Origin of the sequence: Chitinolyticbacter albus (assembly GCF_024437655.1) — a bacterium.
Taxonomy (GTDB): Bacteria; Pseudomonadota; Gammaproteobacteria; order Burkholderiales; family Chitinibacteraceae; genus Chitinolyticbacter; species Chitinolyticbacter albus.
Map to the genome: position 1 here is coordinate 275,723 of NZ_JANBVF010000004.1, position 25,442 is coordinate 301,164.

The 25,442-nt window shown below is 65.3% G+C and carries 29 protein-coding genes; 17 read left to right on the plus strand and 12 right to left on the minus strand.

Going from position 1 to position 25,442, the window contains the following annotated elements:
* The first annotated feature begins 3 nt into the window (after positions 1-3).
* Genes NLI84_RS03840 through NLI84_RS03850 form a run of 3 tightly spaced genes read left to right on the plus strand, consistent with a single transcriptional unit; the run spans position 4 to position 1,592 of the window.
* Positions 4-537, plus strand: a complete 534-nt coding sequence (locus NLI84_RS03840) for a cytochrome c oxidase assembly protein (RefSeq protein ID WP_255988290.1) — start codon at positions 4-6, stop codon at positions 535-537.
* Complete coding sequence (locus NLI84_RS03845; protein WP_255988291.1) at positions 534-716, plus strand: DUF2970 domain-containing protein; 183 nt, start codon at positions 534-536, stop codon at positions 714-716. Before NLI84_RS03840 ends, NLI84_RS03845 begins: the two co-directional genes overlap by 4 nt.
* Positions 717-725: 9 nt before the next feature.
* Positions 726-1,592, plus strand: coding sequence for a cytochrome c oxidase subunit 3 (locus NLI84_RS03850; protein WP_255988292.1), 867 nt, complete (start codon positions 726-728; stop codon positions 1,590-1,592).
* A 126-nt stretch (positions 1,593-1,718) separates the two neighbouring features.
* Here the strand turns inward: NLI84_RS03850 and NLI84_RS03855 are convergent, their stop codons facing one another.
* A complete protein-coding gene (locus NLI84_RS03855) occupies positions 1,719-1,922 on the minus strand; it encodes a twin transmembrane helix small protein (protein WP_255988293.1) in 204 nt (67 codons plus the stop codon).
* Between NLI84_RS03855 and NLI84_RS03860 the strand changes: the two genes are divergently transcribed.
* From NLI84_RS03860 to cyoE, 4 genes are read left to right on the plus strand one after another with little or no spacing between them, the layout of a single operon-like run.
* Complete coding sequence (locus NLI84_RS03860) at positions 1,921-2,613, plus strand: SURF1 family protein (RefSeq protein WP_255988294.1); 693 nt, start codon at positions 1,921-1,923, stop codon at positions 2,611-2,613. The genes NLI84_RS03855 and NLI84_RS03860 overlap by 2 nt on opposite strands.
* Positions 2,600-3,094, plus strand: a complete 495-nt coding sequence (locus tag NLI84_RS03865; RefSeq protein WP_255988295.1) for a hypothetical protein — start codon at positions 2,600-2,602, stop codon at positions 3,092-3,094. The genes NLI84_RS03860 and NLI84_RS03865 overlap by 14 nt, the downstream gene beginning before the upstream one ends.
* 13 nt (positions 3,095-3,107) lie before the next feature.
* Positions 3,108-4,112, plus strand: coding sequence for a COX15/CtaA family protein (locus tag NLI84_RS03870; RefSeq protein ID WP_255988296.1), 1,005 nt, complete (start codon positions 3,108-3,110; stop codon positions 4,110-4,112).
* Positions 4,084-4,995, plus strand: a complete 912-nt coding sequence (gene cyoE / locus NLI84_RS03875) for a heme o synthase (protein WP_255988298.1) — start codon at positions 4,084-4,086, stop codon at positions 4,993-4,995. The genes NLI84_RS03870 and cyoE overlap by 29 nt, the downstream gene beginning before the upstream one ends.
* 65 nt (positions 4,996-5,060) lie before the next feature.
* Here the strand turns inward: cyoE and NLI84_RS03880 are convergent, their stop codons facing one another.
* From NLI84_RS03880 to NLI84_RS03910, 7 genes are all read right to left on the minus strand, one after another.
* Positions 5,061-7,160, minus strand: a complete 2,100-nt coding sequence (locus NLI84_RS03880; protein WP_255988300.1) for a TonB-dependent siderophore receptor — start codon at positions 7,158-7,160, stop codon at positions 5,061-5,063.
* 96 nt (positions 7,161-7,256) lie between these two features.
* Complete coding sequence (locus tag NLI84_RS03885) at positions 7,257-8,849, minus strand: PepSY-associated TM helix domain-containing protein (protein ID WP_255988301.1); 1,593 nt, start codon at positions 8,847-8,849, stop codon at positions 7,257-7,259.
* 1 nt (position 8,850) lies between these two features.
* The gene (locus NLI84_RS03890; RefSeq protein WP_255988302.1) at positions 8,851-9,114 is read right to left on the minus strand and encodes a hypothetical protein; all 264 of its coding nucleotides are present in this window, start codon (positions 9,112-9,114) and stop codon (positions 8,851-8,853) included.
* Positions 9,114-9,365, minus strand: coding sequence for a hypothetical protein (locus tag NLI84_RS03895; protein WP_255988303.1), 252 nt, complete (start codon positions 9,363-9,365; stop codon positions 9,114-9,116). Before NLI84_RS03895 ends, NLI84_RS03890 begins: the two co-directional genes overlap by 1 nt.
* Before the next feature lie 96 nt (positions 9,366-9,461).
* The gene (locus tag NLI84_RS03900) at positions 9,462-10,817 is read right to left on the minus strand and encodes an amidase (protein ID WP_255988304.1); all 1,356 of its coding nucleotides are present in this window, start codon (positions 10,815-10,817) and stop codon (positions 9,462-9,464) included.
* A gap of 138 nt (positions 10,818-10,955) precedes the next feature.
* Positions 10,956-12,017 carry a patatin-like phospholipase family protein gene (locus NLI84_RS03905; protein ID WP_255988305.1) on the minus strand — a complete coding sequence of 354 codons (1,062 nt, stop codon included), beginning with the start codon at positions 12,015-12,017 and terminating at the stop codon, positions 10,956-10,958.
* Between the two features lie 47 nt (positions 12,018-12,064).
* A complete protein-coding gene (locus tag NLI84_RS03910; RefSeq protein ID WP_255988307.1) occupies positions 12,065-12,922 on the minus strand; it encodes an AraC family transcriptional regulator in 858 nt (285 codons plus the stop codon).
* A 118-nt stretch (positions 12,923-13,040) separates the two neighbouring features.
* On the opposite strand from NLI84_RS03910, the gene NLI84_RS03915 reads away from it, so the two are divergent.
* Positions 13,041-13,475 carry an organic hydroperoxide resistance protein gene (locus tag NLI84_RS03915; RefSeq protein WP_255988308.1) on the plus strand — a complete coding sequence of 145 codons (435 nt, stop codon included), beginning with the start codon at positions 13,041-13,043 and terminating at the stop codon, positions 13,473-13,475.
* A gap of 61 nt (positions 13,476-13,536) precedes the next feature.
* Complete coding sequence (locus NLI84_RS03920; RefSeq protein WP_255988309.1) at positions 13,537-14,478, plus strand: alpha/beta fold hydrolase; 942 nt, start codon at positions 13,537-13,539, stop codon at positions 14,476-14,478.
* 166 nt (positions 14,479-14,644) lie between these two features.
* Here NLI84_RS03920 and NLI84_RS03925 read toward each other — a convergent pair whose 3' ends face one another.
* A complete protein-coding gene (locus tag NLI84_RS03925; protein ID WP_255988310.1) occupies positions 14,645-15,361 on the minus strand; it encodes a pseudouridine synthase in 717 nt (238 codons plus the stop codon).
* 247 nt (positions 15,362-15,608) lie between these two features.
* Here NLI84_RS03925 and NLI84_RS03930 point away from each other — a divergent pair, with 247 nt between their 5' ends.
* Positions 15,609-16,349 (plus strand): PEP-CTERM sorting domain-containing protein, encoded by a 741-nt coding sequence (locus NLI84_RS03930; RefSeq protein WP_255988311.1) that lies wholly within the window; start codon positions 15,609-15,611, stop codon positions 16,347-16,349.
* 3 nt (positions 16,350-16,352) lie between these two features.
* The gene (locus NLI84_RS03935) at positions 16,353-17,015 is read left to right on the plus strand and encodes a PEP-CTERM sorting domain-containing protein (protein ID WP_255988312.1); all 663 of its coding nucleotides are present in this window, start codon (positions 16,353-16,355) and stop codon (positions 17,013-17,015) included.
* 303 nt (positions 17,016-17,318) lie between these two features.
* Here NLI84_RS03935 and NLI84_RS03940 read toward each other — a convergent pair whose 3' ends face one another.
* Positions 17,319-18,344 (minus strand): carcinine hydrolase/isopenicillin-N N-acyltransferase family protein, encoded by a 1,026-nt coding sequence (locus NLI84_RS03940; protein ID WP_255988313.1) that lies wholly within the window; start codon positions 18,342-18,344, stop codon positions 17,319-17,321.
* A gap of 229 nt (positions 18,345-18,573) precedes the next feature.
* Between NLI84_RS03940 and NLI84_RS03945 the strand changes: the two genes are divergently transcribed.
* The 4 genes from NLI84_RS03945 to NLI84_RS03960 all read left to right on the plus strand — a co-directional run bounded on the left by NLI84_RS03945 (position 18,574) and on the right by NLI84_RS03960 (position 22,066).
* A complete protein-coding gene (locus tag NLI84_RS03945; RefSeq protein WP_255988314.1) occupies positions 18,574-18,768 on the plus strand; it encodes a uracil-DNA glycosylase family protein in 195 nt (64 codons plus the stop codon).
* A gap of 62 nt (positions 18,769-18,830) precedes the next feature.
* Complete coding sequence (locus tag NLI84_RS03950) at positions 18,831-19,331, plus strand: MarR family transcriptional regulator (RefSeq protein WP_255988316.1); 501 nt, start codon at positions 18,831-18,833, stop codon at positions 19,329-19,331.
* Between the two features lie 130 nt (positions 19,332-19,461).
* Positions 19,462-20,886, plus strand: coding sequence for an efflux transporter outer membrane subunit (locus NLI84_RS03955; protein ID WP_255988317.1), 1,425 nt, complete (start codon positions 19,462-19,464; stop codon positions 20,884-20,886).
* Positions 20,887-20,902: 16 nt separating this feature from the next.
* Positions 20,903-22,066: an HlyD family secretion protein gene (locus NLI84_RS03960; RefSeq protein WP_255988319.1), complete on the plus strand. Its 1,164-nt coding sequence runs from the start codon at positions 20,903-20,905 to the stop codon at positions 22,064-22,066.
* Here the strand turns inward: NLI84_RS03960 and NLI84_RS03965 are convergent.
* A complete protein-coding gene (locus NLI84_RS03965; protein ID WP_255988320.1) occupies positions 22,063-22,257 on the minus strand; it encodes a hypothetical protein in 195 nt (64 codons plus the stop codon). The two genes, NLI84_RS03960 and NLI84_RS03965, sit on opposite strands and share 4 nt — an antisense overlap.
* On the opposite strand from NLI84_RS03965, the gene NLI84_RS03970 reads away from it, so the two are divergent.
* Together NLI84_RS03970 and NLI84_RS03975 are read left to right on the plus strand one after the other, a co-directional pair.
* Positions 22,248-23,801, plus strand: coding sequence for a DHA2 family efflux MFS transporter permease subunit (locus tag NLI84_RS03970; protein ID WP_255988321.1), 1,554 nt, complete (start codon positions 22,248-22,250; stop codon positions 23,799-23,801). The genes NLI84_RS03965 and NLI84_RS03970 overlap by 10 nt on opposite strands.
* A gap of 281 nt (positions 23,802-24,082) precedes the next feature.
* Entirely contained in the window at positions 24,083-24,442 is a 360-nt protein-coding gene (locus NLI84_RS03975) for a DUF1304 domain-containing protein (RefSeq protein ID WP_255988322.1), read from the plus strand.
* Here the strand turns inward: NLI84_RS03975 and NLI84_RS03980 are convergent.
* Entirely contained in the window at positions 24,439-25,413 is a 975-nt protein-coding gene (locus tag NLI84_RS03980) for an NAD-dependent epimerase/dehydratase family protein (RefSeq protein ID WP_255988323.1), read from the minus strand. The two genes, NLI84_RS03975 and NLI84_RS03980, sit on opposite strands and share 4 nt — an antisense overlap.
* Between the last annotated feature and the right edge of the window lie 29 nt (positions 25,414-25,442).

Genomic DNA, 25,442 nt, shown 5'->3' on the forward strand with positions numbered 1-25,442 from the left:
CGCATGAATACCGCAGCCATGCCCGCCGTGGAGCGGGACCGCGCCAACCGCCGTACCGCGATCAAGCTGGGCATCGCGGCGGCGGCCATGGTCGGTTTCGCCTACGGCATGGTGCCGTTCTACAACGTGTTCTGCGAGGCGCTGGGTCTGGATCGCGCCCGGCCCGAGCTCGCCGACGTGCATGCGGCGGCAATGCGGGTGGAGTTCGATACCAATGTCAGTGCGGGCCTGCCGGCGCGCCTGACACCGCTGCAGCCAGTGGTCGCCGGCCGCGCCGGTGGCCTCGTCAAGGCCAGGTTCCGCCTGGAGAATCTGTCGGATGCGCCGCTGGGCCTGCGCGCGGTACCGAGCTATGCGCCCGAGCGCGCCGGGCGTTTCCTCACCAAGATGGAATGCTTTTGCTTCAATGCGTTGACGCTGGCGGCGCGTGAAACACGCGAGGTCACCGTCGTGTTGCTGGTCGATGAGGCCATGCCGGCCGAGCTCGGCGCCGTCACGCTGTCGTACACGCTGTTTCCGCTGGAGGGCAAGGCATGAGCTTTTTCTCAACGGTGAAGGCGGTGCTGTCGGGCTTCGTCGGCATCCGCAGCAGCCAGGAAACCGAGCGCGCCAAGCTCAAACCGGCGCAGCTGATCGTGACCGCTCTCGTGCTGGCCGCGGCATTTGCCCTCATCATCTTTTTACTCGTGCGGCTGCTGGTCAGCAGCCAGGCTTAGGGAGTTCCCATGAACGTCGAAAACGGTGTACACGATCCGCACTATTTCGTTCCGGCGCCGTCGCGTTGGCCCATCGTCGGTTCATCCGGCCTGTTCTGTCTGGCACTGGGCGCCGCATTCGCGATGAACAGCGTATCGGCCGGCAAGTGGCTATTGCTCGCGGGCGCCGCCATCATCATCTGGATGCTGTTCGGCTGGTTCGGCGACGTGATCCGCGAATCGACTCACGGCCAGTACGGCAAGCAGGTCGATTACTCGTTCCGCTGGGGCATGAGCTGGTTCATTTTCTCCGAGGTGATGTTCTTCGGTGCCTTCTTCGGCGCACTGTTCTACATGCGCGTGATTACCGTGCCCGAACTCGGCTTCGACTCGACGACGCACGATCTGTTGTGGTCGGGATTCAAGGAAGCCTGGCCGGTCGCGACGGGACCGAAGGTCGACGCCTACCACGCGATGGCGCCGTGGGGGCTACCCGCCATCAACACCGCGCTGCTGCTGACTTCGGGCGTGACACTGACCTGGGCGCACTGGGGCCTGGTCGAGAATCAGCGCGGCCATCTCAAGATCGGCTTGGCACTCACGTTGCTGCTCGGTGCCACCTTCCTCGGCCTGCAGGCCTACGAATACCACCACGCCTGGACCGAAATGCAGCTGACGCTGGCATCCGGCGCCTATGGCGCGACCTTCTACATGCTGACCGGCTTTCACGGCATGCACGTGCTGGTCGGGGCCATCATGCTGGCGACGATGCTGGGGCGCGTGCTGCGCGGGCATTTCGACAAGGAGCACCACTTCGCCTTCGAGGCCGCTGCCTGGTACTGGCACTTTGTCGATGTGGTGTGGCTAATCCTGTTCGTCTTCGTCTACTGCATTTGATCCAGACCGCCTGGGCGACGATCACTGCGTTGCAATGGCTTGCCGTACTCACAGTACTGGCTTCGCCGCTGCGCCTTGTGCTCCTCGCCCATCCGGCCTGCTTGAGGGCCGAGCCTGAACTACCACTCAGGGCGCCAGGCCGTGCGGTTGCAGCCAGCCGAACTGGATGGCGACGAGCAGCAGGACAAAGAGGGCGATGGACAGCCCGATGCGCCAGGTCAGTGAGCGCACCAGCTTGGGTGAGCCTGCAGGACCCCGCACCATTTGAAACATCGCGCGCCCGAGTACGGCGACGATCACAATCAGCAAGATGACGGCAACGATTTTCATGGCAACTCCTGTTTCACAAGTCCGTAGCATAGCCCGGTTGCGCTGGGCGATGGCGGGCCTGCTCGGGCTGGTGTTGCTGACGTTGCTGCTCGGCGCGTGGCAGATGTCGCGCGCGCTGGAAAAGCAAGCATTGTTCGCGCAATACCGCGCGGCGAGCCAGCAGGCAGTGGCAACATGGTCGGGCGGCGCTCTCCCGGCCGAATACCGCCGTGTGCGGCTGCAGGGGCGCTGGCTGGTCGAGCGCGAGCTGACGCTGGCTCCCCGCACCCACGACGGCCGGATCGGCTTCGAGGTGATCAGCCCTTTCCAGTTGCAGGATGGGCAGGTGGTGCTGGTGAATCGCGGCTGGCTGGCGGGCGACAACCCCGTTCCGCCTGCGCGTGACAGCGCGGTCGAACTGATGCCCTGGCCGCGCTTTTTCGAGCTGGCCGCCACCCGACCCGAAGGCCGGCAATTCCAGAATATCGATGCGGCGCGCTATGCGGCGTGGGCCGGTGGCCCGCTGCCGGTCGCCTACGCCCGTGCCGTGGGCGAGTCCGCGCCCTTCGTCCGGTTTGCCGGACCACTGGGCATAGGCCCGGAACGGCATCTGGGCTATGCCGCCACCTGGTGGGCCATGAGCGTGATCGGCCTGCTGTTGTGCTGGCGCTTCTATCGTTCCAACCGCGGAGTACCCGATGCAAGTTCCTGATCCCAAGCGCGGCCGGAAGACGTTTTTATTGCTGTTTAGCTTGGCGCTGGCCCCCATCCTTGCGGCGCAGGCGGTGTACACCTGGTACCGGCCTGCCGGGGGCGCCAGCTTCGGCACCTTGCTGGTCCAGCCCGGTGTCGCTCCGACGGCCACACAATGGCGGCTGGTCGCACACGATCCGGCCGGTTGCACGCCGTTGATCGATACGCTCACCTTCGCCGCACGCCAGCTCACCGTCGCGCAGGGCCGCGAGGCCGATCGTGTCGTCTACGCGGCCACGCGTGCCTGCCCGGGCAAGGTGGCTGATGCGGCACTGCTTGCGCCCAAGGTGGCGCTGCCGGGCGCCGGGCTTTACCTGGTCGATCCCAACGGCAATGCCGTGATCCGCTATAGCCCGGAGCAACTGGGCGGCGACGAAGGCCGTCGTCGGGCCATGGGCGAAATCGGCAAGCTATTGAAGAACAACCGGGCACTGGGTTAGAGGGAGCGCCACCGTGACGCAACGCAATCTGCGCCGCCTGCTGATCTTTACCGTGGTCTGGACCGTGGTCCTGATCATGCTCGGCGCCTATGTACGGCTGGAAGACGCAGGCCTTGGCTGCCCGGACTGGCCCGGCTGCTACGGCCGGCTGACCGCACCAACGCACGAGCATGAAGTGGCGCACGCCGAACAACACTTTGGTGGCGAAGTGGATCCGGCCAAGGGCTGGAAGGAAATGATCCACCGCTATGTCGCCGGCGGCCTGGGACTGATCCTGCTGTGGCAGGCCTTTGCACTGTGGCGCACCCGGCGCGAAACGGGCGTACCGACCTGGCTGATCATCGCGCCGCTCGGCGTGGTGGTGTTCCAGGCGCTGCTCGGCATGTGGACGGTGACGCTCAAATTGATGCCGGTTGTGGTGACCTCACACCTGCTGGGCGGGATGACAATGCTGGCGCTGGTCACCGCGCAGGCAGCGCGTACGAGCCCGGCTCGCATGCCATTGGCGGGCGGGTTGCGGCTGTTCGCATGGTTGGCGCTCGCGGTGGTGGTGATCCAGATCGCGCTTGGCGGCTGGGTGTCGACCAACTACGCGGCGCTGGCGTGCGATGGTTTCCCGGCTTGCCGTGGCGGCTACCAGCTGCCGGGCGATTGGGCCGTGGGCTTTCATCCGCTGCGCGAACTGGGCCTGACCGCTGCAGGTGGCCCGCTCGACATCGATCATCTGGCGGCCATCCACTGGATACACCGGCTGTGGGCGCTGGCCGTGGTCGCCACCGTCGGCCTGTTTGGTTTCCTGCTGCTGCGCAGCGGCCGTCGCGCCGGGGCCTGGCTGCTGGCGGCGCTATTGCTGCAGATCGGTCTTGGCATAGCCAATGTGCTGCTGCATCTGCCGCTGGCGCTCGCCGTCGCGCACAACGGTGGGGCCGCCTTGCTGCTGGCCCTGCTCACCGGCCTCTTGGCCCGTTCCACCTACCAGGAGCAACGCCGTGCTCAGAACGCTTACCGCTACGCTTAACGCGCCCAAGCTCGCCGATTTCTGGGCGCTGGGCAAACCGCGCGTGGTTGCGCTGATCACCTTCTGTGCCGCTGTCGGTTGCGTGCTCGCCGGGCCGGCGTGGATGGAGCTGCCGCGTGTGCTGGCGGCGCTCGTGGGGATTGCGCTGGTGGCGATGGGCGCTGCCGCGGTCAACTGCCTGGTCGAACGCGATCGCGATGCCGAGATGCGCCGCACGCAGGCGCGCCCGCTAGTGCGCGGCTCGCTGACCCGGCGCGATGCCGCGCTCTACGCTGCGCTGCTCACTGGCTCCGGGCTGTGGCTGACCGTGAGCTTTGGCAACACGCTGACCGCCTTGCTCACGCTCGCCACCTTCTTTGGCTACGCCGTGGTCTACACCCGCTGGCTCAAGCCCGCCACGCCGCAGAACATCGTGATCGGTGGCGCCGCCGGCGCCATGCCGCCGGTACTGGGCTGGGCCGCAGTGAGCAATACCGTGTCGCCTGAGGCGGCGGTGATGTTCCTCTTGATCTACACCTGGACGCCGCCGCACTTCTGGGCGCTGGCGCTGTATCGCGAGCTCGACTACGCCAAGGCCGGCCTGCCGATGCTGCCGGTCACCCACGGCGCGGCGTTCACCCGCCAGACCATTGTGCTGTACGCGATCATGCTGGCCGCGGTATGCCTGCTGCCCTTCGTCATCGGCATGAGCAGCTGGCTGTATCTGGCGGTGGCGGCCTGGTTCAACTACGGCTTCATCGCGCGCAGCCTCAAGCTTTATCGCAGCGGCGACGAGGCGGTGGCGCGCGGCCTGTTCCTATACTCGATCAAGTACCTGGCCTGGGTGTTCGGTGCGCTGGTGCTCGATCGCGCCGGCCATATGCTGTGGCAACAGTGGATGTGAGCGGGTGATAGCGCACAAGCAAAACGGGCGCCGCGGCGCCCGTTTTTTGCTGTTGCGGATGATGCTCAGAAGCTGATCTGCGCGCTGGCGCGGAGGGTACGCGGCGCGCCCTGGGTCAGGATGAAGCCCCAGCTGGTCTGCCAGTACTTCTCGTTGGTGAGGTTGTCGAGGTTGAGGCGCAGCGTCACGTCCTCGTTGCCGACCTTGGTCAGGTAGCGGGCGCCCAGGCCGTACAGCGTGTAGCTGCCTGCCATCTGCTCGTTGGCGGTGTCGAGCGGGCGCTCGCCGACATACTGCGCGCTGCCGGTCAGCACCAGGCCCGGCAGGGCCGGCAGCCGGTATTCGGCGTAGGCGTTGGCCTGGAAGCGGGCGGCGTTGTACGGGCGATTGCCGTTGATGTCGTCACCCGCCTCGGCGATTTCCGGATCCAGCCACATCGCGCTGGCGAGCACCGTCCAGTCGCGCGCCAGCACGGCCTTGGCCGAGGTTTCGAGGCCCTGGTAGACCTCTTCGCCACCCTGTACCCAGGTGTTGCTGCTGTTGGCGTAGCCCAGTCCGCGTTCCAGGTGGAACAAGGCAGCACCGGCGCTCCACAGCGGATATTCGGCCTTCACGCCCATTTCGTACTGGCGGCTCTTCATCGGCTCGAAGACTGCGCGATAGTTGGTGGTGCCCAGCGGCGCGCTGGTGCCCTTTTCCAGCGATTCCACATAGCTGCCGTAGATCGACACCGGCTCGACCGGCTTGTAGATCACCGCGACGGTCGGGGTGAGGGGCGATTCCTCGTAGGCAGTGCCGGTCTTCTCGCCGTTGGCGTACGGCTGGTCCTTGAACTCGGTGTAGCGCAGGCCGACGAGGGCGGACCACTGCGGGCTGAAGGTGATGGTGTCGCTGACGAAGGTCGAGACCTGGGTGGTTTCGTTCGACTTCTTCGGGTTATGGTCGACCGAGAGGTTGGGGTCGGTGAACTCGGCCGGATCGTTCAGGTTGCCGAGGCCCAGCATGGCCTGGTTGAAGCCGCCGAACTTCTCGACCAGCGATTGCCAGGCCTGGCCGAACACCAGCTCGTGCTGCACCACGCCGGTAGTGAAGCGGCCGGTCGCCATGGCCTGCAGGTTCTGGTACTCGTAGCGCGACAGCGATGCGTATTGCGTTGCGCCGTAGGTGCCGTCGTTGTCGATCAGGATCAGCGCGGCATCCTTGTTCAGGCGGTCCTGCTGCGAGTAGCGATAGCCGACCTTCACGTCCCAGTTGTCGTTCACCGCCCAGTTGAGCTCGGTGCCGGCGATCTTGTATTCGGTTTCGTAGTAGGTGAATTGCGGTGCAAGGCGCTTGCTGCCATCGATCGGCTCGGGGATGTCGGCATAGCCCATGCCCCAGCTCTGGCCGAGAATCAGGCCGTAGTAGGCGGCATCGACGCGGCGCTTCTGATACAGCGCGTCGGCCGACAGCGTCACCGCCGGGGTGATGCGCCAGTCGACCGCGGCGGAGACCGAATCACGCTTGATGTGGCCGCCATCCTCGACGAAGGTGTCGCCCTGCTCGTGCACGGCACCCACGCGGTAGCCGAAGCGGTTGTCCTCGCCGAACCTGCCGCCGACATCGGCTTCGAGCTGGAACACGCCGTCGTTCTTGTAGCCGGCAGTGGCCGACAGCAAGGGCTGGTTGGTCGGGCGCTTGCTGATGAAGTTGGCGATGCCGCCCGGCTGGCCGAAGCCGTACATGAAGCCGGCCATGCCCTTGAGCAGTTCCACCTGCTCGAAGTGTTCCAGCGGCAGGTCGCTGCCCCAGTTCGGCACGGCATAACCGTCGATCTTCATGCCATTGAGCAGGTCGAGCTGCAGGCCGCGGATGGTGATGCCCGATGCCTCGCCGATGTAGCCGTTGTTGATCACGCCAACGCTGGCATCGGCCTTGAAGATTTCGCCCAGCGTGGTCGCCTGGGTGTTCTTCACGAAATCGGAAGTGACGATTTCCATCGAGAACGGGGTGTCGCGCACGCTGCGCGCGCCCAGCGCGCCGGTGTTGCTGGTCTTGGCGCGGTACTCGTTCAGCGTCTTGGCTTCCGGCGCCGCGTCGCCGCCGGCGGTGACCGTCACGGTCGGTAGCGTGGTTTCATCGGCCGCGAACGCGTTCGGCGCGGCGTAGGCGAGCGCGAGGCTCACGATAAGAGGCCGCAGACGCGGCGTGGTCATGGCAGTCATGGTCAGTCCCTGTTATGGCCAGTCATCACTCGTGGCGATGCCGGCTGTTGCGTGTAATCAGCTTGCTTGCTCGACCACGGTGGTGGCGCGTGTCTTGTCCGGGGGGGTCAGCGCCCAGACGCTGCCTGGCTGGCCGCTGCGGGCCCGACGCCAGGTGGCGCGGGCCAGCGCGGTGAAGCCCGCGGCAAGCGCCAGGCCCATCGCGTCAACGCCGAACACGCCCCACAGCCCGCGCCACGGGGTGACCAGCAGGTGGTCCCCGGTGGCAATGGCATTGGCAAGCGGGATCAGCGCCGACAGCACGGCCGCGGTGAGCAGCAGCTCGATCGCCGCGCGCGCCGGTGCGCGACAGAAGGCCCAGCCCAGGAGAATGAAGAAAGTGGCGAAGCAGGCGACGCGCTCGAACAGTGCCGGATCGCCGCCGACCATGTGCGCCACCATGCTGGCCACAAAAGCGGCCGAAATCGCGGCGCAGGCGCCGATGCACACGCCGACCGTGGCCTGTGCCATGCGCCAGGTACGCAGCGGCTGCTCGGGGTTCTGCCGCTTGCGGCGCGCCTCGATCCACAGCAGGTTGCCCGAGTAGAACAAAAAGGCGCCGGCAAGGCCGAGCACGAAGTACAGCCATTGCATCAGGTGGCCGCCGAAGCTGCCGAAGTGCAGCGCGTACACGCTGCCCAGCACCGCCTGGTTTACGCTGCGCTGGCCGGGGATGTCGATGCGCAGCACTCGGCCGGTGGCGAGCTCGACGCCGATGCCGCCGTAGGGCGCCAGCGTGTTCGGCGATACACCACGGATTTCCACGGTGGCGTTGCGATCGCCGTAGTTGGAAAAGCTCAGCCAGTTCGCTTCCATCTGCGGCGCCACGCGCCGAGCGACGCCCACCAGCTCGGCCGGGGGCAACATGGCCGCCGGCTGCTTGGCGGCGGTGCGCGGCACCGCGGAGCTGGTATAGCTGGGGAATTCGCTCATCAGCTTGCCGTCGAACACACCGTAGTTGAAGACGGCGGCCATCAGCGTGAACAGGCAGAAGATCGCGCCGGTGACGGCAAAGATGAGGTGAAACGGCAGACTGAGCACGCCGATGGCGTTGTGCGCATCCTGCCAGAAGCGCTTGAGATTGCGCCCGGGGCGTAGCGCAAACAGATCCTTCACCAGCAGTGGCAGATGCACCACCACGCCGGAGATCAGCGCCACGCCATAGAGCAGCGACACCACGCCCATCACCCAGATGCCGGCCACCGGCAGCCCCAGCGAATAGTGCAGCTCGTTCACGAGATCGGCGAGCTTGGAATGTGGCGCCGGCGCAATGTGCTGTTCCGCCTGTGCCAGCGGCTTGTTCACCCACTCGTTGCGGGCGGCGTCGAACCACCAAGCGACCAAGGCCGGGTCGTGATCGGACGGCAGCATCACCGCGAAATTGCCCTTGAGTTCGGGATGCTGGGCGTGGAAGCGGGCTATGCGCGGGCCGGCATCGTCGATCTGCTCGTAGGCAGCGCCGCGTGTATCCGGATCCTGCCAGCTGTGCAGGTCGGCGTGGAACACGGTGATGGCGCCGGCGTAGAAGGCGATGAACAGCGCGAAGCCGGCGATGATGCCGGTCCAGGTATGCAGCGCCTGGTAGAGCTTGAGCGTGGCGGATTTGATCATTTCAGCTCCCGAAGCCCGTGAACTTGATCAGCCACAGCGCAGCAAACGCCGCCGCGCTGGCCAGCGCCAGCCAGAGCCAGGCACGGCCGGCGCTGCGGAACAGCGGGCTCGCGGCAATCACCGCCATCCACAGCGGAAAGAAGAACACCAGGCCGACGACCATGCTGTGCTGCCACGGGCCGGGCCAGGCATAGATGACGGTGCCCACGGCGAAGGCGGACAGCGGCAGGCCCAGCACCGCGCCGGCGGTGACTTTGCTCCACATCACGCCGCCCCACTGCGCGCCAGCGCGAGATAGGGCAGCGCCACCATGGCCAGCATCAGCGCGGTCAGTGTGGCGAACAGGCCGGATGCGAAGTCACTGCCCAGGGTGCCGAGCAACAGCGCAGCCACCAGCAGCGCATAACCGACGCCGTGCAACGCCGGGCGATGCGCTGGTAGCAGGCGCTGGTTGGGTGACGAGAGATAGAACGGAAGCGCGGCGAGCGCGCTGAGCAGGCAGGCGAGGGCGTACATCGTGTGTGCAAGCGGTTTCGGATTGCCCGCACTGTATCACGATTAATTCTCATTTAGAATTTCGTGCTTGTAAGGAAAGGAACCACTCAGCGGGTGTCAGAGCACCGGAAATGGCTGCGGTCGTGCGCCTTCCAGCGCGCGGGCGGCGCGCAGTACCAGGTCGTCGCGGTACGGTGGGCCGACCAGCTGCAGCGCCAGTGGGAGGCCGGCGGCATCGAAGCCGATGGGCACAGCCGCGGCCGGCTGCTGGGTGAGGTTGAACGGCGCTACGAACGGCGCGCTGGCCCGCTGCCCGAGTAAGGGCACGCTGCCCGCCAGCACCGGCGTCAGCAGCAGGTCGTAGCGGGCATGAAAGCGCCGCAGGCCGATGGCGAGCTCCTGGCGCGCCGTCTGCGCCGCGACCACGTCGGCCAGCGTATGGCGGCTGGCGCGCTCGACCGCCGCGCGGATTTCGGCGTCGACCAGCTGCCAGCGCTCCGGCGCGATCTCGCGCTGTAGGCGGATCGCCCGCTCTGCGGCCAGTGCATCAAGTATGGGGCGGGGATCGGCAAAGCCCGGGTCGACCTCCTCGACGCGCGCGCCGAGCTGGCGGAATACGTCGACGGCCTCGGCGACCCGTGCCACGATCTCGGGCGCCACATCCACGTAGCCGAGCGTCGCGCTGTAGGCGATGGTCAGGCCGCGTACGCCGTCCTCCAACCCGATGCGCCAGTCGCGCCCCGGGTCGGGCAGGCTGGTCCAGTCGCGCACGTCGTCGCCCTGCAGCACATTCAGCAGCAACGCCGCGTCCTCCACCCGCCGGGTGACGGGGCCGATATGGAACAGGTCGCCGTTGTGCGCCGGCGGGAAGCCTGGCACCCGGCCGTAGCTCGGCTTGAGGCCGAACACGCCGCACACCGCCGCTGGCACCCGGATCGAACCACCGCCGTCGGTGGCCACCTGCAGCGGCCCCAGTCCGAGCGCGGCGGCCACTGCCGCGCCACCGCTGCTGCCGGAGGGAGAGTGCGCCGTGCTCCAAGGGTTGCGGGTGACGCCGGCGAGCACCGTCTCGGTGCCACCCTTCCAGCCGAACTCGGCCGTATTGGTCTTGCCCAGCAGCACGGCGCCGGCTTCGCGCAGCCGCGCGGCAGCGGGGCTGTCATCCGTCTGCGGCGTCTCTGGCGTGGCCAGGCTGCCCTTGCGCGTCGGCAGGCCGCGCACATGCAGCAGATCCTTCAGCGCGGCGGGCACGCCATCGATATCGCTCAACGGCTCGCCGCGCACCCAACGCTGTTCGGCGGCACGCGCCTGCGCCAGCGCGCCCTCGGTGTCGACCACCCGGTACGCGTTGTACTGCGCCTGCGTGGCTTCGATGCGCGCCAGCACGTCCTGGGTTGCTTCGAGCGGCGACAGGGTGCGGCGGCGATAGTGGCGTACCAGTTCGGTGGCGGAAAGATCGGCGGGCGAGGTCATGGGCGGTTCCGGGAGAAAGTGGAGACCCATGCCTTGCAGGGAGCATGCCAGCCGCTGCACGACGGCGGGCCGTCGATCCTGGGTGATGGCATTGCCGGGCGCTGCTGCATCGGCAACAGCCCGGCCAGCAGGATGTGGCTAGCGCAGCGGCATGATGCGTGTGGCCGGTGCACCGGCGGCCAGCCAGTCGGCGTAGTCCTCGGCCATGGTCTCGCTCGCCGCCAGCGCCGCGTGCCAGTGCGCCAGCCGCTCGGCGTCGCGCCCGGCATAGCGCATGAAATCCTTGCGATTGGGGATGCGCCGGGCCGGCAGGCTGGCGATGAGCTCGGTCGTTGGCGCCAGCACCACCGTGCGCGCAAGGTGACGCGGCCGGCGCCAGGGCAGGAACTGGTCCAGCCAGCCGGTGGTGATGCGATCGCTGAAATGCGGCAGCAGCATCAGCCCGGAGGGCTCGGCCAGCGGCAGGTCCATGTGGTAGTCGATCAGCCCGCCGTCGAGGTGGTAGCCGGCGGGGGCGCCAGGAAAGGACGCAACGCCGTCGATGATGCCGGGAATCGCGGCGGTGGCGGTCAGCGCGGCGGCGAGATTGGCCTCGGTGAGCCGCAGTGCGTGCGTGGCAAAGCCATCGTCGACCAGCTGCACCGGCATGTCGCCCGCGTGGATCAGGGTGCGCGCCAGGTGCCGCCCCAACGCCTGGCGGCTGCGGGTATTGGCGACCACGGCGCGCGCCAGCGCCAGCTGTTCGCGCCGGCTGCCGCTGCCGTCGATTCCCTTGAGGCCGCGCGCGGCGATGATATTGAGCCGCAGCCACGGGTGTTGCGGGATCTCGGCGGCACCGGTCTTGCCGATGAGGGCGGCGAGGATGCGCTGCGCCTCGCGTGTCACCTCGATGCGACCGTCGCCCGCTTGGTAGAACTGCTCGTCGACATAGGCGCGGGTGAAGCGCTCGAACGCAGCCAGCGGATCACGCTGGGCCGCGCACGCCAGCCGCCATGCCCCGATCGAGGCGCCGACGGCGATCAGCGGTGTGCTGCGTTGGGGCAGCCATTGCCCGAACAGCAGCTTGTCGAGCCCGGCCAGCATGATCCACTTGGCCCCGCCGGCGGCGGCACCCAGGTGGCTGAACAGGTCCGGCTGCCAGCCCTCTGCCCGTATGCGGGTCAGCGCCTCGGGGCCGGCCAGGATTTGCAATGCGCGCATGGACGAAACAGGAAACAGCGATGCAGGATTCTAGCCCCGCAAAGAAATCAGCGGTGATCCGTGGCTTCCTGCTCGGACCTGTGCAGCTCGGCCTTGCGCCATTCGCGGGGCGATAGACCGGTGTGTGCGCGAAAAGCGCGCGATAGCGCCGCCTCGCCGCCGTAGCCGACGTCCGCCGCGATATGCTTGAGCGCCCGCCCCTGGCGCAATCCCTTCTGCGCCAGGTTGATACGCCATTGCTGCAAGTAGCCCCCGGGCGTGCAACCCACCACATCCCTGAAGGTGTTGGCGAACACTGTGCGCGACATGCCGGCCCGTGCCGCCAGCGCTTCGAGCGGCCATTCGCGTTCGGGCGCTTCGTGCAGCGCCACCAACGCCCCGCGTAGCTTGGGGTGCGACAGGCCGGCCAACATGCCGGATTGTATCTGCCCCTGAGCCATCAGCTCGCGCAGCACCCAGATCAGCAGCACCTCGAACAGCCGGTTCAGCATCAGCTGGCGCCCGCAGTAGTCGGCCTGCGCTTCGGCAAACAGCTGGCTCAGTATCGGTGCGCAGCTGGGTATCGCGGTCAGCGGCAAACAGATCCAGGGCGGCAGGGCCGCCGCGATGGGATGGCTGGCACCCCCCTCGAACGCCATGTGTGCGCAGACAAACTGGGCGCCGCAACTGGGATCGGTCACGAAACGATGGGCCTGCGGGCGCGGATAGAGCAGCAGGCTGGGCTCGGCTATGCGCAGCAATTCCGGCTTGCCGTGATGCACCTCCACCCCGCCCTCGCGGATCAGGTGCAGCTGACCGCGCCCGGCCTGGGGCTCCAGGCTGTTGATGCCGCATAGCGGCCCGGTCTGGAAGGTTTCGGCGCGCACGGCGAAGTGGGCGAACAGCGCGGCGAGTCTATCGGCCATGATCCGTACCAATTGCAAAGTTATGTGTATTTTACGGCAACTTAAGTACGGGCGTCATCGGTAAAGTCCGTCCTGTCGCAAGACAAATCAAACCTCAGACCACGACAGGAGATAGAACATGAGCCCCGAGAAAGTCCTCTACACCGCCCACGCCGTAACCACCGGTGGCCGCGAAGGCCGCGCGCTTTCCTCCGATTCCGCGCTGGATGTGCAGCTTTCGACGCCGCGTGAATTGGGCGGCGCCGGTGGCCCCGGCACCAACCCCGAGCAACTGTTCGCCGCCGGCTATTCCGCGTGCTTCCTGAGCGCGTTGAAGTTTGTCGCCGGCAAGGCGCGGGTGGCGCTGCCAGCCGAAACCCAGGTGGCCGGCCACGTCGGTATCGGCCCGATCCCGACCGGCTTCGCGCTGACGGTGGAGCTTGTCGTCACCATTCCCGGCTTCGCCGCCGATGACGCCGAGGCGCTGGTCGAGGCGGCCCACCAGGTCTGCCCTTACTCGAACGCCACTCGCGGCAATGTGGACGTACAGCTGACCGTACGCACCACTGCCTGAGTGCCCTGACCCATTACCCCTGCGATCGACCTCGACCCCGGACCTCACAAGGAGCACGACCATGAATGCCTTTAATCGCCTCGCTCTCGCTATCACCGTCGCTTTCGGCGGCGTTGCTGCCCCATCCCAGGCTGTGGCCAACACCCCCGCTGCTGCCACTGCCGCCATCTCGGGCCTGTACGTCGCTGCCGCCGACGGCACGCCGCTGTATGTGAAGGACTGGGGTCCCAGGAGCGGCCCGGTCGTCGTGTTCAGCCATGGCTGGCCGCTCAACGCGGACAGTTGGGAATCGCAGATGCAGTTCCTGGCCGAGCATGGTTTCCGCGTGATTGCCCACGACCGTCGTGGTCATGGCCGCTCGGGCCAGCCATGGGCGGGCAACAACATCGATCAGTACGCCGATGACCTGGACGTGGTGTTGCGTACGCTGGGCGTGAAGCGTGCCACGCTGGTCGGGTTCTCCACCGGCGGTGGCGAAGTGGCGCGCTATATCGGGCGCCACGGGACCGAGCGCGTTGCCAAAGCCGTGCTGGTGGGCGCCATCACGCCCATCATGGGCAAGACCGAGACCAACCCGGCGGGCGTACCGACTGCCGTATTCGACAGCCTGCGCCAGGCCTCGCTCGCCAACCGTGCCCAGCTCTACAAGGATATCGCCAGCGGCCCCTTCTTCGGCTTCAACCGCCCGGGAGCCCAGCCCTCTGCCGGCCTGATCGACAGCTTCTTCGTCCAGGGCATGCAGGCCGGCAGCAAGGCCACCTATGACTGCATCGAGGCCTTCTTCTACTCCGATTTCCGCGAGGACCTGAAGAAGTTCAACATCCCGACGCTGGTCATCCACGGCACGGGCGACCAGATCGTGCCCATCGAAACCACCGGCCGCGCCACGGCCAAGCTGGTCAAGGGCGCCCGACTGATCGAGTATGCCGATGGCCCGCATGGCATCACTGATACGCACAAGGACAGGCTGAACCGGGATCTGCTCGACTTCATCAGCCAGTAAGCCGGATGCGCCGCCCGGCGCCCAATCCGCTGGCCGTGCCGGGTGGTGTCCGAGCTCAAGTCGCCTGCACCATCAGTCAAAAGCCCGCCACATATCGTGGCGGGCTCACTGTATCGTGCTGTGCCGCAAAGGACATGGGCGACGTTTGCGCTGTTGCTGCCCAGGTCTAAGCGCCGTTCAACCGGGCAAGATCGTGCTCGTCCAGATAGCGCCATTCGCCCTCGGCCAGATCCAGTTCCGCCAGTTTCAGGCCGCCGATCTCGCTACGCGTGAGCGCGGCGCAATGGTTGCCAGCGGCGGCCAGCATGCGCTTCACCTGGTGGTACTTGCCCTCGGCGATCACGATCTCGATATGGTTGGTGTCGAGCAGCACCGCGCGCTGCGCGGCAATCGGCGCCGGCTCGTCGATCAGCTTCACGCCGGCCAGCAGCTGCGCGACCAGCGTGTTGTCGGCAGCCTCAGCCAGCGTGGCCACGTAGACCTTGGGCTGATGATGCTTGGGGTGCGACTGGGCGTGGATGAAATCGCCATCGTCCGACAGCAGCAGCAGCCCGGTGGTGTCGTGATCGAGCCGGCCCACCGGCTGCACCTCGCGCCAGGTGAACTGCTCGGGCAGCAGCGTATGCACGCCCGGATGGTGGCTGGGCTTGCGCGAACACTCGTAGTTGGCAGGCTTGTTCAGCACCAGGTAGACGTGCTGGCGATAGATCCACGGCTCGTCGAACACCGTGAATTCCAGTCCCTCGGGATCGAACTCGGCCTTGAACTTGGTGACGGGCTCACCGCCGACGGTGACCTCGCTGTCTTCGATCAGCGCGCGACACCCCTTGCGGGTGCCGAAGCCCTGGCTTTGCAGGATACGGTCCAGTGATAGTTTCTTCATGGCCGCGACTTTACCGCGCCTCGCTGCCCAGCCGGAAGTCCTGCCAGCATGACACCGAGATCAGGTCTTCTATCTGCGTGCAAAGTACAAGACGTGCCCCGGATTTGTTCACGATTTGTTCATTTTTTTACCGGCCTGTCCGGCTTCAATTGCTATGCCATTGACTCTTCGCGGAACGTATGATATACGATGCTTTCGTTGTTTGTAATTTAATATGTTTTATTTTTGACATGAGGATAAATTTGAAATGAACAGGACTTTCTTAGGGGCCTGCCTGCTGGCCTTGAGTATTTCTCCAAGCTATGGCGAACTTGTCACGGTTGAAGGGCGGGATGTAGTTTTTACCTACGAAACCTATGCAAAACCAACAAATTGGAGTTTCGAGGTTGTCGATAATCGACTTTTATTGAAAGCGAAAGACAACAAGGATCTGATGAATTTTTCATATGCTGGAACTCATATGGATGGGGCCGGGACATCACGAAATATATCATTCGAGTTACAAGCAAAACCAGGTAATAGAATCATCGCGTTTTCGCCCAGCGTGGAATACCGATCAACTTTTTCTTCGCAGGGTGAAGTCCACGTCAGTGGGGGAGTAAGTGTCGCCCTTGAGGTGTATAAGCCTAACGTATACGAAACAAAGTGGGCAGCGGGGGAACGCATTAGGTTTGATTCAGCCAATGGAAACTGGGGTGCTCCGGAATCTTGGCAACGTGAGGACTGGAAAAAATATTATCGTCTGGAAGAGCCGTTGAGGATGAACTTGAGCTTCTCCCACGGAATAGGAGACGTCGATGACGTTTACGACCATATTACCGACGGCTATTCGCGCTACAGCTTCGCGTTCACTGAGGTTGGCTTGAATGTTATTACAGCGCCCGTTCCTGAGCCCGAAACCTATGCATTGATGGGTTGCGGCCTGATAGGCCTCTGGGGAGTACGTAGAAAGAAGGCGAAAACAACCAACCGTAACCATGAGGATTGAGAGATGTCGAAGATTCGGATGACCGTGAAAGGCATAGGGCTGGCTCTCTGCATTGCTGCTTCCCCGGCGTTTGCTGCCTTTACCAGCCTGGAAGGGCAAGATGTTATATTTCGCTACGATACTGAACTTGTCCCCGCGTTTTTGAATTTTTCGGTGCAGGGGAACAGCTTGTCCGTCACGGCTGATGGTGGCCCGCTTTTCGAGGCTAGTCTCTACGGCGGAGGCTCTGTTAGCGGTTACTTCATAAAAGGCACACCGGGCTGGGTCCAAATCGAAGCTAAGAGTGGCTATTCCATTTATGGAGTAGGTAATCGGGTGACGATGAAAAACACTGGTTATGGTGATACGTATACAACGGTTTCTAGCCACTTGTTTGATAAGGTAAACGGCTCTTTTGTGAGTTTACTTAACAACGGCACCAATGGTACGGAGCCTAAGGCTGTTGCGGGTCAGCCGTTGTATATTTTATTAAGCGGATACGCCACTGCAAAACAACACCCGGCTTATAGTGGTACCAGGAGCTACAATAGCCGGATCGACGGTATGACGGTATTTGCAGAATTGGAGCCGACGGTAACGCCAGTGCCCGAGCCTGAAACCTATGCCCTTATGGGAATGGGCTTGCTGGGTCTTATTACTGCGCGTCGTAGAAAAAACAAGGCATAAAGCCTGGAAAGCCGGCCGGTGGTAGGCGGCCGGCTTTCCATTGGATACCTTCTCCTGGCGAAGGCCTACCCCCTTCGCGATCGTTCGCCCCCCGCTGCACGGTATCCCCGGCGAAGCAACCGATGTCGAATTCGATCGGCGTGCCGTCTGGGGTGACGTTGATCGCTTCCACCTGCAGGATGGGTTGCTGCTGGCTTCGTCAAGATACGAGGTCTTGTATTTTTGCGTTCAAACTCAAGATCTGCTCGATGCCGGCGGTGCACTTGGTCGCAAGCCGATAATCGTTGCCGTGTGGGCGTGGGATCACTGCGCCTCTCTGCCCAGCTGGTAGTCCTGCCAGCGGTTGCGGCAGGGCGCGCCCAGGCAATAGCGGGCAAGGCCGCTTTGCGGATGGGCGACGGCGCTCCAGAACGTCGCCATGCCATTGACGTGGCCGCAGACTGGCGCGTCGTGCTCGGCCAACAGCACTTGCAGCGCGGCTAGGCTGGCGGTGGCGTCCAGCCCGTGTGGGGCGCCAGCCTGCAGCCGCTGCATGCGGGAGAGCGAATTCGGCCAGGGTGGGCATAGCGCGACCATGTCCGGATCGAGAAAGTGGTTGGTCATCACCAGCACGCCGTCCACTGGCTCGCGCACGGCGCGGCGCTGCGGGTGGACCTCGACCACACAGGCTTCTTTGGCATCGACCAGCAGGTAGCTCTTGGCCTCCTTCACCGGTAGCCGCAGCAGCGCGGCGCGCGCCTCGGCCACGCTGGTGCAGTGTTCGAGCAGGTAGCGCACTAGATGGTGGAAGGCGAGGCCGACCGGGGCAGGGTCCGGATGCTCGCCGGCGCCATTAAACGAGACGAACAGGCCGTGCTCGTTCATGCCGTCGAAGCGCCCGCCGGCGAGCCCCTCGTGCATGCTGATGTGGGCATGGCCGGCGGCCGGCCGGGTCTCGATCAGGTGGCGGCGCGATTCGAAATAGAAGAAATCGTAGTTGCGGCCGACCACCATGCCCTGCGGCGTGGCAACGGCAATGCCACTGCAGCCGCCGGTCACGCCCAGCGCGTAATGCCACAGCGTATCGTCCACCGTCATGCCGCTCGCCTGGGCGTAGGCGTCGTTCTCGGCGACCAGCGCCGGGTAGTGCTCCGCAGTCAGCGCCCGGCAGTCGCGGGCATAGCTGAGCTGCGCCAGCTTTTTAACGTCATAGCCGAGTTCGGCAGGCGGGAGTAGCAGCCGGCCCTGCGCGGCCATGGCAGCGCCGAGTTCGGCCGGCGTGCCACAGATGCGGTAATGGCGATAATCGGCCTCGCGCTCCGCGGCGAGGTTCTCGGCATCGATCTGCATGGCGCGCTCCGGCGATGGACTGCCGCTATTGTGCACACCCGCGCTTGATCGTCCTTGCTGTTTGCGCTGTGGGTGCGCATAGCGCACGACGCGCGGCTGCGTGTGCCTGCAAAGGGCTTGTGGCCGGCGCCGCAGCGGCGTAACGAGGATCGGCGGCATAACATCCCGCTGTTACCGCTTGACCGGCTCTAGCCATGTCGCTGACCTCGCCGCTGGCCGAAATCCGCGCTTGCATCCACTGCGCCGCCGCACGCTGACCGGGACGGTGGCCGCCTGGCGCGACCCTGCCCCAGCTTTGCTGCCCTTACCCCATCCCAGCCAGCGGAACCTGGCCGGGTTCCAACGCAACGCGTGGTTTGCCAGCGACGTGTTGGCGCAATTGCGTCGCCGGCTGGACGAACTGGGCCTGTTCCAGCGGCGATAGCCGTCGGCAAAGAAGTTCTTGACTCATATAGTTGCAATTTGTACTATTTCAGTATGAATCAAATGCCCCCCACTCCGCGCTGCTTCATCCCGGTCGAAGAGAAGATCGGCCGCGTATGTGCCCGTCTGCCCGGGTCCAATGCGCAGCACGTCATGCTGTCGCAGCTGTTCAAGCATATCCAGGGCAGGCTGCACGAACGCATGCACGCGGTGCTGCGCGAGCACAACGTCAATCCGGTCAGCTTCGTGGCGTTGACGATGCTGTACAGCGCTCCCGACTCCTTGCTCAATCCGTCCGAGCTTGCCGAGGCCAGTGGCGAATCGCGCGCCAACGTCACGCGCATCTGCGACGAGCTGGTGCTGCGCGGGATGTTGTCGCGCGAACCGAACTCGGACGATCGCCGCCGCATCGACCTGCGGCTGGCGCCGGCCGGTGCCGAGCTGGTGCAGATGCTGCTGCCGCAGCTGCAGCTGCGGGTACATGCGGCCTACAACGTGCTCTCGGCCGACGAGAAGCAACAGCTGGAAGGCTTGTTGAAGAAAGTACTGGGCGCGCTGGAGTAGCTCGGCCAAGGCCGGCCCGGGCAACTGTTCCCGGGCGGATAAAGGCTGGGCGTTCTGGCCAGAACGAGTGAGTGCCGAGGGTGGCCCCCCTACAGTCGCCCCGGACTTCGTTTAACCATTTGGTTGAAAAATGAACTATACAAAACACAACAAGATTCTGCTGTTGCTTGCCGTAGCCATTGCGCTCGCCGGCTGCGCCGCCATTCCGGATGATGCGCAGACCGTAGCCCGGCGCGATCTGGCGGGGGTCGAGCTGGCGCAGGGCATCAAGCTGGCGCGCGAGGGTTGGCCGCAAGCGCAATGGTGGAAAGCCTATGGCGACGCCCAGCTCGATGCGCTGATGGTGCGGGCACTGAAGGATGGACCGACCCTGGCCAGCGCCCAGGCCCGGGTACGGCAGGCCGAGGCCGGCATGGCGCAGATCGATGCCAACGGTGGACTGCATGCCACGCTCGATGCCTCGATCAATCGCCAGTACCTCTCTGGCACCGGCCTGTTCCCACCGCCGCTAGGTGGTGCGTGGTACACCGAGCCGAAAGTGGGCCTGAACGCCAGCTACGAATTTGACTGGTGGGGCAAGCACCACTCGCAGGTTGCCGCATCGCTGGGCGAGGTGCATGCCCGCCGGGCCGAGGAAAAGCAGGCCGAACTCACGCTGACGGTTGCCGTGGCGCAGAGCTATTTCACGCTGCAGAGCGATCGTGCGCGACTTGCCAGCCTGAAGGAGCGCCGCGCGTTGCAGCACAAGCTGGTAGAAGGCCGCGCGCGGCGCGTGGCCCAGGGGCTGGAACCCGTGGCCAGCCGGGCCCGCGAAGAAGGTCAGCTCGCGGCGTTCGACGCGCAGATTGCCACGTTGGAAGCCGCGATCGGCCGCCAGCACGAAGCGATCAGGGCGCTGATCGGTGGCGGCGAGCTCGCCGAACTGCAAACGGTGCAACCGCCGCATGCCAATCCCTCCCTGCCGGCCACGCTGGGCAACGAGCTGCTGGCGCGCCGGCCCGATCTGCAGGCCGCACGCTGGCGCGTAGAGAGCACGATCTCGGCGGAGGCGGCGCAGCAGGCGGCGTTCTATCCGACCATCAGCATCGCGGGCTTTGCCGGGTTCGACACCATCACTACCGAGAAGCTGTTCGATCTTGCCAGCCGCCAGTTCAACCTGATCCCGGCGATCAGCCTGCCGATCTTCGACGCCGGCCGCCTGCAGGCGCAATTGGGCGGCAAGCGCGCCGAGCGCGACGCGGGGATCGCCGAGTACAACCAGGCCGTGGTCAATGCGGTGCGCGACATCGCGCAGGACGGCATTGCGCTGCAGGGCCTGGCACGCGAGGAAGGGGCGCAACGGCGACAGCTGGCCGCGCAGCGCCAGGTGCTCGCTAGCAGCGAGGCGCAGCTCAAGCAAGGCCTCGTCGATCGCACCGCCGTCTGGTCCACCACCTTGCCGGTGCTGGCGCAGAGCGACGCGCTGATCCAGCTGAACCAACGCCAGCTCGATGCCGAGCTGGCCCTGATCAAGGCACTGGGCGGCGGATACCGCGCCCCAGAGTCTCAAGAATAAATCGGAGTACACCAGCATGAGAGAACAACAAAACCCCGCTGCTTCCAGGCGCAAACCCGCGCTGCTGATCCTGATCACGCTATTCATCGCGACCGGCATCGGCTACGCGATCTACTGGGCCGCCTTTGCCGGCAAGCGCGTGACCACCGACAACGCCTACGTGGGCGGCAACCAGGTCACGCTGACTTCGCAAGTGAGCGGCAATGTCACCGAAATCCGCGCCGACGAGACCCAGCTGGTGAAGGCCGGCGAAGATCTGGTGCTGCTCGATCCGGCTGACGCCACCGTGGCGCTGCGACAGGCCGAAGCCCGGCTCGGCGAGACGGTACGCGACCTGAAAAAGCAGTACGCGAGCACCGCGCAATATGAATCGGTGCTCGAGCAGCGCCGCAGTGATCTGACCCGCGTCCGCGCCGACTACGATCGCCGTGTGCCGCTGGCCGCCGAGCAACTGGTCGCCGCCGAGGATGTGGCGCATGCGCGGGAAGCGCTGAAGAACGCCGAACTCGCCGTCGACGTGGCGCACAGGCAGCTGGAGGCCGCGCGTGCAGGCATCGACGGCGTGGACCTGATCCACCATCCCAGCGTGCTCGCCGCCAAGTCGAGCTACGTGCAGGCCTGGCTGGGCACGCGGCGCAACGCGCTGCCGGCGCCGGTTTCGGGCTACGTGGCCAAGCGTGCCGTGCAGGTGGGCAACCGCGTGACGCCGGGCACGGCGCTGATGAACATCGTTCCGCTCGATGCGCTGTGGGTCGACGCCAACTTCAAGGAATCGGAACTGCGCAATATCCGCATCGGCCAGCCGGCGATGCTGGTCGCCGATGCCTACGGCAGCGGCGTCGAGTACCACGGTAAGGTGGTCGGCCTCGCGGCCGGCACCGGAAGTGCGTTCTCGCTGTTGCCGGCGCAGAACGCCACCGGCAACTGGATCAAGGTGGTGCAGCGCGTACCGGTACGGATTGCGCTGCAACCGGACGAGCTCGCCGAGCATCCGCTGCGCGTGGGTTTGTCGATGGAAGTCACCGTCGACACCACCGCCAAGGAAGGCCCGGTGCTGGCGATGCAGCCGGCCGGCAAGCCGCTGTTCACCACGCGCTCGCTGGAGCAGCCCCTGCCTGAAGCTGAGCGGCTGGCTGACGACATCATCGCCCGCAATGCCGGCAAGGCGCACCACGGCTAAGTGCCGAGCCGGGTGGCGCCGCGAGTGATCGCGCCGGCCACCCGGGTTTTCCATTTCCTCGTATCCAGTTGGCTGCGCTGCGCCTGGATGCCTGCCGCGTTGAGTGCGGGCATGGCATCGCGCTGTTGCGACGCAATCGTTGCGCCCGCCGACACGGATACGATCCATTCGAGCCCGAGCCATGAGCCCAACGGCTGTAGCTTCCCCTCCCCCGGCGCCCATCCAGGGCGCCAAGCTGGCGTTGCTGACGCTGGCCGTGGCGTCCGCCACCTTCATGGAGGTGCTGGACACCACCATCGTCAACGTGTCGGTTTCGCATATCTCGGGCGACCTGGCCGTCAGTGCAACGCAGGGCACCTGGGCCATCAGCTCGTATGGCCTCGCCGCGGCGATCGCGGTGCCGCTTACCGGGTGGCTCGCCAAGCGCTTTGGTGAAGTGCGGATGTTCACGTTGTCCGTGCTTCTGTTCACCATCATGTCGGTGCTGTGCGGTTTCGCGCATAACCTGGAAACGCTGGTGTTCTTCCGCTTCATGCAGGGTCTCGTGTCCGGCCCCATGGTGCCGCTGTCGCAGACGCTGCTGCTGGCCAACTACCCGCCGCAGAAGAAGGGCCTCGCCTTGGCGCTCTGGGCGATGACGGTGATCGTCGCGCCCATTTTCGGCCCGATGCTGGGCGGCTGGCTGACCGACAACTACAGCTGGCCGTGGATCTTCTATATCAATGTGCCGGTGGGGTTGCTTGCCGGCGCGGTGGCTTGGTCCATCCTCAAGGGTCGCGAGACGCCGACCCAGAAGCTGCCGATCGACTACATCGGCCTCGCACTGCTGTTCCTTGGCGTGGGCAGCCTGCAACTGATGCTGGACAACGGCAACGACATGGACTGGTTCAGCTCGGGCTTCATCCTGACGCTGGCGGTGATCGCGGCGGTGGCGCTCTCCTTCCTGGTGGTGTGGGAGCTGACCGATGACCACCCCATCGTCGACCTGTCGCTGTTCAAGAGCCGCAACTTCACCATCGGTGTGCTGGCGCTGTCGCTGGGCGTGTTCTGCTTCTTCGGCAGCACGGTGCTGTTCCCGCTGTGGCTGCAGACGGTGATGGGCTACAACGCCACCTGGTCGGGCCTGGCGGTGGCGCCGGTGGGCATCCTGGCTTTCTTCATCTCGCCCATCATCGGCAAGAACATCCAGCGGCTCGATTTGCGGCTGGTGTCGTCGTTCGCCTTCATGATCTTTGCCGCCACCATGTTCTGGTTCGCCAGCTTCACGCTGGAAACGGCGTTCGACCAGATCATCATCCCGCGCTTGCTGCAGGGCATCGGCGTAGCGTGTTTCTTCGTGCCGGTGAACCAGATCGTCTTGTCCGGCCTGCCGGTGCCGCGCCTTGCCGCCGCTTCGGGCTTGGCCAACTTCTTTCGCACCATCGCCGGCAGCTTCGCCACCGCGATCGCCGTGTTCACCTGGGACCACCGCGCCACCTTCCACCACGTGCGACTGACCGAGCACATCACCGGTTTCGATCCGGCCACCATCGATTACGTATCGCGATTGCAGCAACTGGGCCTGCCGACCAACGCCGCCTACGCGCAGATCGACAAGGTAATCGCCCAGCAGGCATTCCAGATCGCCACCACCGAGGTGTTCTGGGGGCTGGGCCTGATCTTCCTGCTGCTGATGGCCATCGTCTGGCTCGCCAAGCCGCCTTTCGGCAGCGTTGGCGGCGCGGGCGGGCACTGAGCCGCTACTGGCCGTGCACCTCGTGCTGTTTGCGACCGAAAGGTTCTGGCTCACCGCCTTTCAGGGCGATCGAAGGAGGCCCATCGCGTGCCAGGGCGTTACGCACTGCATGCCAGAGCCGTTCCGCAGGGTTTTGCAACCACTCCAAACGAGCCCTGATTGCCAAGCCGTCCCTCAGGGCGGCTTTGTCACATTTGCAGTACACATGCATCAAGACGCACTGGACAACCATTGCGTGCAATGATATGAAAACGCTTTCATGACAAACGGAAGGTTTTTCCGTGCATACGGTCGCTCTCGCTGTCGCAAGTCTTGTGGTACTGCTGCACCTCTATTTCATGGCGCTGGAAATGTTCTATTGGACGCGGCCCTTGGGGCGGCGGGTATTCCGGCTGAATGAGGAGTTCGCCTACCAGAGCCGGCTGCTGGCGGCCAACCAGGGCCTGTACAACGGTTTTCTCGCCATCGGGCTCGCGTGGGGGCTGGCCATGGGGCCGGCCGGCCACGGCATCCAGCTGTTCTTTCTCGGTTGCGTGATCTGCGCTGGCGTTTTCGGGGCCGCCACAGTCGGTCGTCGCATCCTTTGGATACAGGCGGCGCCGGCTGCAGTGGCACTGCTGCTGATGCTGGCTACCCGCTAGGCGCGGGCCGGCCGGGCCGCAGTAGTGACCGCATCGGGCAGGCAACCCAGTCCGCGCAAGGTGGTCGCCACCGCCAGATCCAGCGGTGTGCGCGGTTCGGTACCCAGCGCGGCAACGAGCTTGTCGTTGGCAAGCCGCAGGCTGTGGCGCCAGTAGGGCCGGATTTCCTGCAATTCGCGCATCAGCGGTACCACGGGTGCCAGGGCACTCACCAGCCACCAGGGAAAGCGTCGCCAGGCGAGATCAGCCCGGCCGCTGGCACGGATGATCGCCCCCACCAATTGCTCGCCATCGTCGTCCCAGTGCCCGGCCATCTGGTAGACGGCGTGGTCGCCCAGCGCATCGCCCAGCTCGACCAGCCGCAGCATGGTTTCGGCCACATCCGGCAGGTAGGACCACTGGTGGCCGACGGTGCCAAGCTGGTTCACCGCACCGATCGGGCGTCCCGGTTTCACCAGCGCCTGGGCGAACCAGCTGTTGCGGCTAAGCGGGCCGAAGTAGTCGCCGGCGCGCACGATCAGCACCCGGGCCCGGCCACGCGCGGCCGCCTGTTGCAGCCGGGTTTCGAGCGCGACACGGATCTCGCCCTTGCGGGTGTCCGGTTCCTGTGGTGTGGCCTCATCGACGACGCGATCACCGGCCGCGTAGTTGTAGACGGTGCCCGGCAACACGATGCGTGCGCCGTTCGCTTCGGCGGCGGCGATGGTGTTGTCCACCATCGGCAACACCCAACGCCCCCAGTTGCGATAGCCCGGCGGGTTGACCGCGTGCACGATCAGCGCGCAGCCCGCGGCAGCACGCAGCACATCGTCGCGGTTCAGCGCATCGCCGGCGTGCCAGCGGATGCCGTGGTCCGGCCGGTCGGCCGCGTTGCGCGTCAGCGCCTCCACCTGCCAGCCACGCGCCAGCAGCTTGGCGGCCATTTCGCCGCCGATGCCGCCGGTGGCGCCCAGTACCAGTGCTTTTGCCATGTTCTATCCCTCGTGGAATGCCGCGCCGT